The 11,280-nt window shown below is 44.0% G+C and carries 9 protein-coding genes and 1 pseudogene; 4 read left to right on the forward strand and 6 right to left on the reverse strand.

Annotated features, from left to right (window positions below; genetic code table 11):
- Nucleotides 1-17 precede the first annotated feature (17 nt).
- The gene (locus Q0993_RS02265) at nt 18-659 is read left to right on the forward strand and encodes an O-methyltransferase (RefSeq protein WP_299529411.1); all 642 of its coding nucleotides are present in this window, start codon (nt 18-20) and stop codon (nt 657-659) included.
- On the opposite strand, the gene Q0993_RS02270 is transcribed toward Q0993_RS02265, so the two are convergent.
- The 6 genes from Q0993_RS02270 to Q0993_RS02295 form a co-directional block, all read right to left on the reverse strand.
- Nucleotides 625-1,197, reverse strand: a complete 573-nt coding sequence (locus Q0993_RS02270) for a phosphatase PAP2 family protein (RefSeq protein ID WP_299529413.1) — start codon at nt 1,195-1,197, stop codon at nt 625-627. The two genes, Q0993_RS02265 and Q0993_RS02270, sit on opposite strands and share 35 nt — an antisense overlap.
- A gap of 8 nt (nt 1,198-1,205) precedes the next feature.
- The gene (locus tag Q0993_RS02275) at nt 1,206-1,544 is read right to left on the reverse strand and encodes a twin-arginine translocase TatA/TatE family subunit (RefSeq protein ID WP_299529415.1); all 339 of its coding nucleotides are present in this window, start codon (nt 1,542-1,544) and stop codon (nt 1,206-1,208) included.
- A 109-nt stretch (nt 1,545-1,653) separates the two neighbouring features.
- A complete protein-coding gene (locus tag Q0993_RS02280; RefSeq protein WP_299529416.1) occupies nt 1,654-3,960 on the reverse strand; it encodes a M1 family metallopeptidase in 2,307 nt (768 codons plus the stop codon).
- Nucleotides 3,961-4,018: 58 nt separating this feature from the next.
- Nucleotides 4,019-4,519: a DUF6702 family protein gene (locus tag Q0993_RS02285; RefSeq protein ID WP_299529418.1), complete on the reverse strand. Its 501-nt coding sequence runs from the start codon at nt 4,517-4,519 to the stop codon at nt 4,019-4,021.
- A 108-nt stretch (nt 4,520-4,627) separates the two neighbouring features.
- Nucleotides 4,628-5,410 carry a carboxypeptidase-like regulatory domain-containing protein gene (locus tag Q0993_RS02290; protein WP_299529420.1) on the reverse strand — a complete coding sequence of 261 codons (783 nt, stop codon included), beginning with the start codon at nt 5,408-5,410 and terminating at the stop codon, nt 4,628-4,630.
- Nucleotides 5,397-6,143 (reverse strand): carboxypeptidase-like regulatory domain-containing protein, encoded by a 747-nt coding sequence (locus Q0993_RS02295; protein WP_299529422.1) that lies wholly within the window; start codon nt 6,141-6,143, stop codon nt 5,397-5,399. The genes Q0993_RS02290 and Q0993_RS02295 overlap by 14 nt, the downstream gene beginning before the upstream one ends.
- A 269-nt stretch (nt 6,144-6,412) precedes the next feature.
- Here Q0993_RS02295 and Q0993_RS02300 point away from each other — a divergent pair, with 269 nt between their 5' ends.
- The 3 genes and pseudogenes from Q0993_RS02300 to Q0993_RS02310 all read left to right on the forward strand — a co-directional run.
- On the forward strand, nt 6,413-9,028 hold the full coding sequence (locus Q0993_RS02300) for a bZIP transcription factor (RefSeq protein WP_299529424.1): 2,616 nt from the start codon (nt 6,413-6,415) through the stop codon (nt 9,026-9,028).
- Nucleotides 9,025-10,173 carry a gliding motility-associated C-terminal domain-containing protein gene (locus Q0993_RS02305; protein ID WP_299529426.1) on the forward strand — a complete coding sequence of 383 codons (1,149 nt, stop codon included), beginning with the start codon at nt 9,025-9,027 and terminating at the stop codon, nt 10,171-10,173. Before Q0993_RS02300 ends, Q0993_RS02305 begins: the two co-directional genes overlap by 4 nt.
- 168 nt (nt 10,174-10,341) lie before the next feature.
- Nucleotides 10,342-11,280: pseudogene (locus Q0993_RS02310) on the forward strand (hypothetical protein); the annotation flags it as partial.

The raw sequence follows: 11,280 nt of genomic DNA on the forward strand, positions 1-11,280 counted from the left end.
TTTGTCAAAACCCTTCTATGCACTTTTTATCTCCCATATTGGAAGAATATATTGCAGGGCATTCTCAGGAAGAGCCGCAAATACTTCAAGAACTTACCCGGGAAACCCATCTAAAAGTGGTACGGCCCCGAATGTTGACAGGTCATTTTCAGGGGAGGGTTCTCAGCCTGTTATCCAAAATAATCCGTCCCAATACAATTTTGGAAATTGGTACCTATACGGGGTATTCCGCCATCTGTCTCGCTGAGGGCCTGCCTTACGACGGAAAACTACATACCGTGGATAAAAATGAAGAATTGTACGAGATACAACGTCGTTACTTTAACAAAAGTGGGTTCGGGGGTAAAATCATACAACATACTGGGGATGCCTTGGAAATCATACCAAAATTGGAGGTAGTTTTTGACCTGGTGTTCATTGATGCGGAAAAAATGGATTATCCCGCTTATTTTGAGGCCGTTCTTAAAAAAACAAAATCCGGGAGCATTATTTTATCGGACAATGTCCTATGGTCTGGCAAAGTGGTGGAGCCCTTAGATCCAAAGGATAAGACCACAAAGGTAGTCTTGGATTATAACAGACAATTAAAGGAAGATGCCCGAGTAGAAACCGTCCTCTTGCCCATTAGGGATGGTTTAACCTTAAGTAGGGTACGATAAGCCTAAGGTACATGGTATAAAAGAGAAAGGCCGATAAAACTCCGACCAGGGCTCCCACTAGGATATCAACGGGATAATGCACACCCACATAAATGCGACTCGCAGCAAAAAGTAAGGGCCAAACGTAGAAGAACCAACACCATTTGAATCTCTTATGAAGAAAAAGCACCACTAGCGTCGTAACGGAAAATGAGCTTGAGGCATGGCCCGAAAAAAAGCTATAGGTAGTCGGTGTTTTTAAGATCCGTATCAAGGTATTGACCTGGGCATCGTTATTGGGCCGTAACCTAGCTACATACTCCTTGGTCATATCCGTAGCCATGGTAATAAAGAAGACCAAGGCAATAACGGTCAAGGTGATAAAAAGCGCCTCCCGTTTCGGGTATTTTAGGTAAATGATGATAAAAAATAAAATGAATAGCGGAATCCACGTGGAGATGTTGGTAACCGTTGACCAGAAAATATCGTATTCCTCTATCCCGAGATTATTGAGGTAAATAAAAGTTTCCCTATCCCATTGAAGAATCTTGTCGAGCATAAACGCAACTATTGTCGCTTGATGGTGCCCGTAACATCATCAATACTTTTTTTTACATCGCCCAGCTCTTTGGAAATGCCATCGCCTAAATTGGAACTTACACTGCTTTTGACATCGTCGATGTCTTTTTTGATATCCGATACCAAGCTCGTATCAATACCTTGTTTTTCCGCGCTTCTTTGAATTTCCTGTTTAATATCTTCCGTAGCATCCTTTAATTGGCGCATACCCTTCCCCAAGCCTTTGGCAATACCAGGAATTTTATCGGCACCAAAAACCATGACTACGATAAACATAATAAAGAATATCTCCCCTCCGCTTATGAACAAAAAGTGTACAGCATACATACTACAAATATAGTCAAGTTTGTATAGCAATTGAAGGGACGCCGAAGGTTTCCTATCCAAATAGTAAACAGATTACCAGGGACAGGGTGAATCAATGCTTGTTGGTAGCTTATTTGCCCTTGATATTCTCCTTAAATTTTTCAAAGTCGGATTTTGCCTCTTTTTGGGGCCATGAGTTGTTGGTCATATCTATATCTGCAGTCTCCAATTTTGGATCTACGATAACACCCGTCAATTCTTTTTGGGAGGAAATGACCCTTTTGACTTCTTTATCGTTTTTTCGCCATATTTCGGCCGGATAGGTCACGTTCTCCTTTGTTCCGTCCGCATAGGTATATTCAACAATCAACGGCATGGGTATTCCCCCTGGCTTTTCAAAGGTAATTTCATAAAAATATTTGGGTTCCTTAACAAGTGCCCTTTCCTCAGCACTCATCTTATCCATCATAAACTCCTTTAACAACATAGAATTTTGAGAGGCTTCCTTTCCCGTTAAGCTCTCATTAAAATCATCACTATCTTCCTCGGCCAGAAAAACCAGGGGCAGCAAATCTGCCTCGGTAATGTTCTTTTCCGCCATATACTCGCGCATCTTTTTTGTAGGTCCATTGTTTACAAAATACTTTTTTATGCCCTTCACACCAATATCCACATAATCCGTGGTGTAGAACCAAGACCTCCAATACCAATCCAAATCGACAGCCGAGGCATCCTCCATGGTTCGGAAAAAGTCTTCTGGAGTGGGATGTTTGAACTTCCAACGTTGGGCATACGTTTTAAAGGCATGGTCAAAAAGTTCCCGCCCCATAATGGTCTCACGAAGGATATTTAAGGCCGTCGCAGGCTTACCGTATGCATTCGGTCCAAGTTGGTATACATTTTCCGGATTGGACATGATGGGTGCCAAGGTACTTTGATCCCCAGCCATATAAGGAACTATTTTATAGGGCTCTCCCCTTTTGGATGGATAAGTATCGTATCCCGTAATCGCTTCTGGAAATTCTTCACCGAATTCCTGCTCTGCCATATATTGCATAAAGGTATCCAGACCTTCATCCATCCAACCCCATTGCCGTTCATCTGAATTAACGATCATCGGGAAAAAATTATGGCCAACTTCATGTATAATAACACTTATCATTCCAAATTTTACCTGATTGGAGTATGAACCATCTGTATTTGGGCGACCGTAGTTCCAACATATCATAGGATATTCCATCCCTTGGTTTTTGGCATGTACCGAAATGGCCTTGGGATAAGGGTAGTCGAAAGTATGCGCGGAATAGGATTTTAAGGTGTGGGCTACAGCTTTGGTGGAATACTCCTCCCACAATGGATTGCCTTCCTTGGGATAAAGGGAAACGGCCATAACATCTTTGTTGCCTATTTTAACAGCCTGCATGTCCCATATAAACTTTCGGGACGAAGCAAAACCATAATCCCTAACGTTTTTCGCTTTAAAGCGCCAGGTTTTCTTTTTTTGCGAGAATCCTTTTTCTGCTGCCTCGGCTTCTTCTTGGGTTACTATCAGTACAGGCTTGTCATAGGATTTTTTTGCCTGATCATAGCGTTTCATCATTTCCTTGGAAAATACTTCCTTGCGGTTCTGTAAGGTCCCCGTGGCATCCAGCACGTGGTCTGCAGGCACGGTGATATTCACCTCATAATTTCCGAAGGGTAGGGCAAACTCTCCATTTCCCCAAAATTGATGGTTCTGCCAGCCCAGAACATCGCTATAGACCGCCATTCTCGGAAAAAATTGGGCAATAACATAGGCTCTATTGCCGTCATTTGGAAAATACTCATATCCAGATCTCGCCCGATTCACGGTATGGTCAGGAATATTAAAATTCCATTTTACGGAAAAGGAAATCTGTTCCTTACTTTTTAACGGTCGGGGGATATCTATCCGCATCATTGTCTGATTGATAGTGTATGGTAAAGGCTTTCCATTGGCGTCTTTTACGTATTCAATGTTAAAACCACCGTCAAAAGGTTCGTTAACATATTTCTTTACAAAGTCCTCCACCCTTTCCGCTTGTGCAATCCTGGTTCCATTTCGTAAGGCGGATTTGGTGTCCTTGGTCCGTACATTTTGATCCAGCTGCACCCAGAGGTATTCCAAATCGTCGGGGGAATTATTCGTGTAGGTTATGGTCTCCTCTCCGTATATTCTGGCATTTTTATCATCCAGTTCAATGTCCATGACATAGTCTGCCTGTTGTTGGTAGTAATCGGGGCCGGGAGCACCGGAAGCCGATCGGTAGGTATTTGGAGTGGAGAACTCTTCATAGAGCTGCTTAAACTTGTTTTGGTTATAGTGGCCCGGCTCTCGACTTTCTTCATTGGACTGTGCTATGGCAGTTCCTCCGAAAAGGAATAACATGGAGGTGAAAAAAAAGGAAATAGTCTTCATTCTTGTTGAATTTAAAGGCGCGAAAGTTAAACTTTTTTTGGTTTTAAGAAGAAAAATGTTACAAATTTAACGTTCCGTTAGCATCGGATTTGGTGAGCACAAAGCTTTTTTTCGTGCCCTTGATCCGAAAATGAACGATGTTCTGCTGTTCTTCGAACAAATCGGTGAGTACTTCGTTCCTAATACGAATGCTGCTTTTGTGTGGTAAATCAATTTTTGGAACTTCCATATAGCATATCACAACATCGTTGTCGTATTTTTTACCTAAAAAATCATAGGCCACATCCCTTTCATCGATTTGTACGGCAAATTTTGCCTTTAGGTACTTTTCAATAAGTTTGTCGGCAGTCTCGGATTCCTTTTCGGTGGCCAAATACGCTTCAAAATCATAGCGTTCTCTCAATACATCTTCAAGATCGTCAATGAAAATTCTACACGTTATCTGTAGCGCATCTTCCTTTTCTGAATACGCAATATTAGTGACACTAACATAAAACTTATGTGCGGCAACAAATGCAAAAAGTGGTAGTAGTATTAGAAAAAGTCCTTTCTTAAGCATTTTCATCATTCAAAGGTAAACAAACCATGTGCCAAAATTGATATTTGAATTGTATGCTTGGAATTTGAATTTTGAATTCTGGTCCCCTCATTTAACGCCTTATATAAATTAGTCCAATGCATTATTCTTGCGATAGTATCTACTTTTTTTTCGCATGTATTCCCATATCTTTAGCCGATCATGGGTATCTACTATGGCCTGAAAAGTGGAATCCACCTCGCAGAAATACATAAAATCCGGTATACTTTCCTGGGGTATTTTCAAATCCTTTACAAAAAGGGAATCGTGATAAAATTCCCGAACCCTTTGGGTGCGTTCATACTTTGCATTGCGTTTTAGCCGGTTTTTCAACATTTTGGTACGACCGGAAATAGCATTTAGAATGGGATTTAAGGGAACTATACCACCTCCGGTAGTAGCCTCATAAAATTGTCTTTCGGCCTGTGTTGGGGGCTTCACATAGGCATTGGGCAATCCCAAGGTGGAAGCCGTAACTACGGATTCTGTATCCAAGGAGTTCAAATCCGAACTCATATCGCCGGACAAATTATATAAGCGTACTACCACTTCGTCCAGCTCCGTGAGTGCTTCTTCCAAAGGAATCAGTAAAAATTTGCTTTCCAACACGTTCGGACTTACTACAAGCTCCTTCCGCTTAAATTGGATCGCGGAAAAGACCAGGGTATCATTGAGCTTGGCCGAAATTGAAAAATAGCCCTTTACATCGGTTATGGTCGCTTTTTGCGCGGTAATGTTCAATACATGGGTAGCGGCCACGTCCCCATCCGTACTGTAAACGCGACCTTCCACTCTTTTGGAAAAAGGGGACTGGGCCTCCATGGAAATGGCGCAAATAAGAAAACATATAAAAATTGTACTATTTTCCCTCATCCAAGGACTTACGGAACGTTTCGCTGTGTGTTACCAGAAAATCGATCAACTGGAACTCATTATCCTTTCGCAGCAAAGATTGTGCCGGCATCTGGGCATCGCAATACAACAAAAAAGCATCGATTTTATCCTGAGGCAATTTTAGATCCAACACAAAGAACTCATCATCGTAGATTTGTCGCAACGCTTCACTGACCTTTAATCTTGGCCTATTTTCTTCCTCTGTTTTGCCCGACTTCAGCAATGCCCTAAAAATATTGGCAATATTTAGACCATCGCGCATTCCACGATCCGTTTGCGACATGGCTATGTTCTCTACCTCCGTGGAACGGTCAATTTCGTATTCAAAACCTTTGAGTTGCTCGTTTCTTAACTCCAAATAACGTTCTTGGTCCTCCGGGGACAGTACCACCTCGTCCAATTCCGTTACTTTCTCGTTCACCTCTACCACCAAACGGTTGCGCTTGAGTATTTCTTCTGTAATCCTTACGATTTGCAATTGATAGTTTACCGCGGTAAACACAAGTTCGTCACCTTCCTTTACCCGTATTGCAAACTCCCCATTGCTATTGGTGATCGTGGCACGTTCCGTGGTGGTATTGATTACATTTTCATTAACAACGCTACTGTTGCGATACAAGACCTTTCCCCGTAAAATCGTACGCCCATCCTCCTGCGCCAATCCAGCGTTACTACAAAAAATGCAAAGCAACAGGGGTATTAGGTATCTCATTATACTTTTTTTAAGAAAGATAAAGAAAGTATAAGTTATCCTCATAAAAAAACACACGTCTCTAAACTTTTGTTAATTTCCCGAAATTCTACTTTTTTCATGGGATTATCCGCTCAATTTTGATAAGTTCGAACCGTCCCCGAGGGCTATGTGGAACAATGTTTTCACTTCACCGCGATACCTGCACATTTTAACCGCTAAAATTAGGTAAGTGGGTAGATAATTTTACTTTTGTTAGTCCCGCCATTCACGGCATAAAGCGTCTATCTATGAAAGTAAATATAGTGCTCCTGTCCATTGGCCTTCTCGCCTGTAGTATGGCGAAAGCTCAGATTAAAATCGGGGATAATCCTCAGAACATAGACCCTGCTTCCGTACTGGAATTGGAAAGCAACTCACGGGTTTTGGTCATTACCCGTATCAACACCCAACAAATGGAAGGTATTACTCCCAATCCGGGAGCTTTGGTCTACAACACGGATACCCAGTGTATCCATTATTTTGACGGGGTGCAGTGGGCCAACTTGTGTGATTCGGCAGATCTTACATTTACCACAGATCCCATTGAGAACCAGATAAGTACGATATTCATTACGCGAAATGACGATGTCATCAATTTGGAGGTGGCCCCCAACAGTATCCGTACCGACCAAATCGTAAACGGAGGTGTCCGAGGGGAGGACATCCAGGACAATTCCATTGGCCCCAATAAACTGGCGGATGATTCGGTGGGCAGGGACGAGCTCTCTGAAAATTCCGTAGGTGTGGATGCCTTGGCGACCGACGAATTTACTTTGGCCGATTTTACAAACACCCCAGGTTTTATTACCGGAGGGGATATTGTGAGTGCGGCGGCGGGCAATGCCATTACGGACAATGGCGGGGCCTTTTATGATGATAGCGTTTTGGAAACCGGCGTAAATACCAATACGGCAAATATCCTGACCAATGCCAATGCCATTGCCCTAAAGGAGGACACGGCCAATAAATCCAATGATGTGGCCTTGGGCAACTCTGCTGTTCTTTTCCCCACCCAAAATGCGGTTAAAACCTATGTAGATGCCGCTGTAGGGGGCTCCGCACAAACCATAGTAAGCGCCAATACACCCAATTCCATAGTTGCAGGTACGGATGGCGGTGCCTTGTTCAATGCAGCTCCTCTACAGACGGGTATAACGGCCAATGCCACCAACCTAACCAACCATATTGCCAATGATGATACGGATGATACCAACGAACTAACGGATTTGGCTTTTGATCCTACCACGAACATACTGACATTGACCCGACCGGCCACAATTGGTAATGAGATTAATTTAAATGCTTTGGCAGGAGGTGGTGGTTCAACGGAGTTGGCCGACCAAGTTACTATTTTTGGGAATGGTCAGGTAGGAGATGAATTTGAGGTTGCGGATAATGCCATAGATAATGCAAAGCTTGCCAACAATGCTGTGCAAACGGTTAATATATTGGACGCCAATGTAACCAATACCAAACTAGCACCAGGGGCTGCAGATCAAATTCTAAGAACGAATGGTGCAGGTACGGCAGTTACATGGGTAGACTTACCGGCCACCACTGGATCTACCGAGGAGGTGGATGGAGTTACAATTACGGGTGTTGGTACAAATGCCGACCCATTTAAAATAGAGCCCTCAGCAGTTTTAGGCCAATTTTTAAGAACAGAGCTGGGTACAGGAAATGTCGTTTGGGATGACCTTCCAACGGGAACAGGTGGTGCCGTTACTTCTGATGGGGTGACCATAGTTGGAGATGGTGTCGCCACCCCATTACAAGTATTGGACAACGGAATAACCACTATCAAAATCCTTGACGACAATGTCACTCCTGCCAAGATAGCGGAAGGGGCTGCAGGGGAAGTACTCACCACCAACGGGGCAGGCGACGTGGTGTGGGCAGTCGGCGGAGGGAACCCCACCGACGAGATTCAGGACCTTGCCCTGGCAACGAACACTTTGACCATTACCAACAACCCGGCCGCGACGCCCATTGACCTGGCTCCCTATCTCGACAACACCGATGCGCAGAACGCGGCCGCAGTGCCCGTAGCCGCAGCGCCCACCAACTATACCGCGGGAACGCCCGACGTGGAGGCCCACCTGGCAGGGATCGATGCAGCACTGGCTGGTTCCAGTGCACAAAACCTTTTTAATACAGATTTAGCATTATCTGCCAATAGAACCCATAATCTAGGTGGAAATAATTTTATTTTGGGTGGTTCCGGAAACGTTGGTATCGGTGGTATTACCCCTCAAGATAAATTAGATGTTGATGGTCAGGTTAGGGCAAGGAATGGCTTTGCCGCATCAGAAGGCACCGCTGGAAATCCCGGCTACGGGTTTCATACAAATGGTGATACAAATACGGGAATGTATCGCATTGGTGAAGATCAACTAGGTTTTGCAACAGGGGGCGCTCTGGTTTTACAGATAAACGCCGCCGAAGACGTTGGTATAGGTATTGCCCCTACACAAAAGTTACATGTTAACGGCAATATTTTAGCGACCGGAACCATAACCCCAGACTATGTATTTCAAAAATATTATGATGGAATCAGTGATATGAATCCGGATTATCAAATGAAGAATCTCAAAGAAGTTGAGAGATTTATCAAAACCAAAAAACATCTCCCTGGTGTACCTTCCGCAAAAGAAGTAGAAAAAATTGGTGGTATTCTAGTGAATAGGGCTACAGAAATCAACCTGGAAAAAATAGAAGAATTGTTCCTCCATACCATAGCCCAGCAAAAGAAGATCGAGCAGCTTCAAAACGAAAATGATAACCTGACCCAAGAAGTCCGGGCCCTAAGAAAGGATATCCAGGAAATAAAGGCCCTACTCAAAGCCAACATAAGTAACGAATGAGGAAGATCCTTTACATACTGGTTCTCTTACAATCCTCAGGCATTATGGCCCAACCCGCGCTCTACAACAGTGGCAATATCCGGATTCATGAGCAGGGGCAACTAGGCTTCCATACAAATCTAATCAATGATTCGGCTTTTGACCAAAATCTGGGATTAGCCGGATTTTATGGTTTTGCCCCCCTTACCGTTTCCGGGGCCTTTATTCCCTCGTTTTTTGATGTGGAACTGGCCAATGACAGTGCGGTATTGCTAGAGGTTGGTCTGGATAATGCCAATAACACCAACTTTATCTCCGGGGATTTTTTGACCCCCCGAAACCAGAGTGATGTGACCTATAATTTTCTGCCTCAGGCCTTTTATGTCGGGGAGGGCAACTTCTCCAAGGTCAACGGCTATGCCGAAATCATTAGCCAACAGAATTTTACCTTCCCAATTGGGGATAATCTCCAATTACGGCCCTTGATCCTAAATTCCGAAGGGGTCAATCCCTCCGCCAAATGTGCTTATTTTTTGGAAGACCCCAACAACCCTACCTCCTTTGAGGAAGGTTTTGATACGGAAAATAGACCGAGGGATATAGGTGCCATAAGTACCGTGGAATTTTGGCGGCTCGTGGGCAATGTGTCCTCTACCATTAGCATTAGTTGGAATGAACGCAGCAATATTGGGGCAATAACAGAGGATATTGGTACAATTATCCCAATGGGATGGAACAAAAGTACGGGTAGATGGGAAAGTCTGGGAGAAGGTGGCGCAGTGGGTGACCTGAACCAAGGTTTTGTGGTATCTGCCCCGTTTATCCCAGACAATTATGAGATCATCACTTTTGGAACCCTCGGGGAACCCACGGATATACTCGATTTGGACAACTACCTGATTACACCCAATGGCGATGGTCTAAACGAATTTTTAGTCATCCCGGAACTGGAACAATCGCCCAATAATATACTTCGGATCTATGACCGAAATGGGTTAAAAGTATTCGAGAAAAGGAACTATGTAAATGAGTTCAATGGATTTTCCAATGTGGATAATATGGTCATTGCCCGGGAAAAAGGACTTCCCATTGGAATCTATTTCTACATCGTTTCCCTGGAAGACTTGAACCTTGATTTTCAAGGGTTTTTGTATCTCTCCCGCTAGCAAAATTGAATTTCGGGACCTCGATTAAGTACCATTTTTCAAGGTGATTTGCTGGCATTACCTCATTCACAACATTTTATAGCGGCTACACAACATTTTAAGGACCCCCATCCCTTTGTCTTTTAATTTTACGGGAAAATAGACCAAATACCCCCAAATCATAACCTAATGGATCTAAAAATACTACCATGGCTACTCCTGCTTATAGGAGTTAACTTCGCAACCGCACAGGTAAAAATAGGAGAAAACCCGAATACCATTAACCGAGCCTCCATTGTAGAGCTGGAAAGTACGGACAAAGCTTTGGTACTTACCCGTGTCTCCACTTCCCAAATGCAAGGTATTGTTCCCCTACATGGGGCCATGGTATATAATACCGATACCCAATGTATCTATTACTTCAATGGTGCACAGTGGAACAATCTCTGTGATGGTTCCGGTAAAACCGGAAGTTTTTCATTTGTAGATAATGCCGATGGAACGTTTACCATAAACTATTCGGACGGTACCTCCTTTACGACTTCAGATCTTACCGGCCCACAAGGAATCCAAGGAGAAAAAGGTGACAAAGGCGACCAGGGGGACCAAGGTATACAGGGCATCCAAGGTGTAAAGGGCGACAAAGGCGATCAGGGGGACCAAGGTTTACAGGGAATCCAAGGTGAGAAAGGTGATAAAGGAGATCAAGGGGATCAGGGCATTCAAGGTGTAAAGGGTGACAAAGGCGACCAGGGAGACCAGGGTATCCAGGGAGAGAAAGGCGACAAAGGAGATCAAGGGGACCAAGGTATACAGGGTATCCAGGGCGAGAAAGGTGACCAGGGAGATCAAGGAATCCAGGGCGAAAAGGGTGATAAAGGAGACCAAGGGGACCAAGGCATCCAAGGTGAAAAAGGTGACAAAGGCGACCAGGGGGACCAAGGTTTACAGGGTATCCAGGGCGAAAAAGGTGATAAAGGAGATCAAGGGGACCAAGGTTTACAGGGTATCCAAGGAGAAAAAGGTGATAAAGGCGATCAGGGAGACCAAGGGATTCAGGGAATCCAGGGCGAAAAGGGTGATAAAGGAGATCAAGGGGACCAAGGCATCCAAGGTGAAAAAGGAGAT

The sequence above is a fragment of the Ulvibacterium sp. genome (assembly GCF_028285715.1).
Classification (GTDB): domain Bacteria; phylum Bacteroidota; class Bacteroidia; order Flavobacteriales; family Flavobacteriaceae; genus Ulvibacterium.

Bases quoted from the DNA above. Each gene is read 5' to 3' on its own strand.
- Q0993_RS02265 (WP_299529411.1), top strand. From the start codon at position 18: ATGCACTTTTTATCTCCCATATTGGAAGAATATATTGCAGGGCATTCT.
- Q0993_RS02270 (WP_299529413.1), bottom strand. From the start codon at position 1,197: ATGCTCGACAAGATTCTTCAATGGGATAGGGAAACTTTTATTTACCTC.
- Q0993_RS02275 (WP_299529415.1), bottom strand. From the start codon at position 1,544: ATGTATGCTGTACACTTTTTGTTCATAAGCGGAGGGGAGATATTCTTT.
- Q0993_RS02280 (WP_299529416.1), bottom strand. From the start codon at position 3,960: ATGAAGACTATTTCCTTTTTTTTCACCTCCATGTTATTCCTTTTCGGA.
- Q0993_RS02285 (WP_299529418.1), bottom strand. From the start codon at position 4,519: ATGCTTAAGAAAGGACTTTTTCTAATACTACTACCACTTTTTGCATTT.
- Q0993_RS02290 (WP_299529420.1), bottom strand. From the start codon at position 5,410: ATGAGGGAAAATAGTACAATTTTTATATGTTTTCTTATTTGCGCCATT.
- Q0993_RS02295 (WP_299529422.1), bottom strand. From the start codon at position 6,143: ATGAGATACCTAATACCCCTGTTGCTTTGCATTTTTTGTAGTAACGCT.
- Q0993_RS02300 (WP_299529424.1), top strand. From the start codon at position 6,413: ATGAAAGTAAATATAGTGCTCCTGTCCATTGGCCTTCTCGCCTGTAGT.
- Q0993_RS02305 (WP_299529426.1), top strand. From the start codon at position 9,025: ATGAGGAAGATCCTTTACATACTGGTTCTCTTACAATCCTCAGGCATT.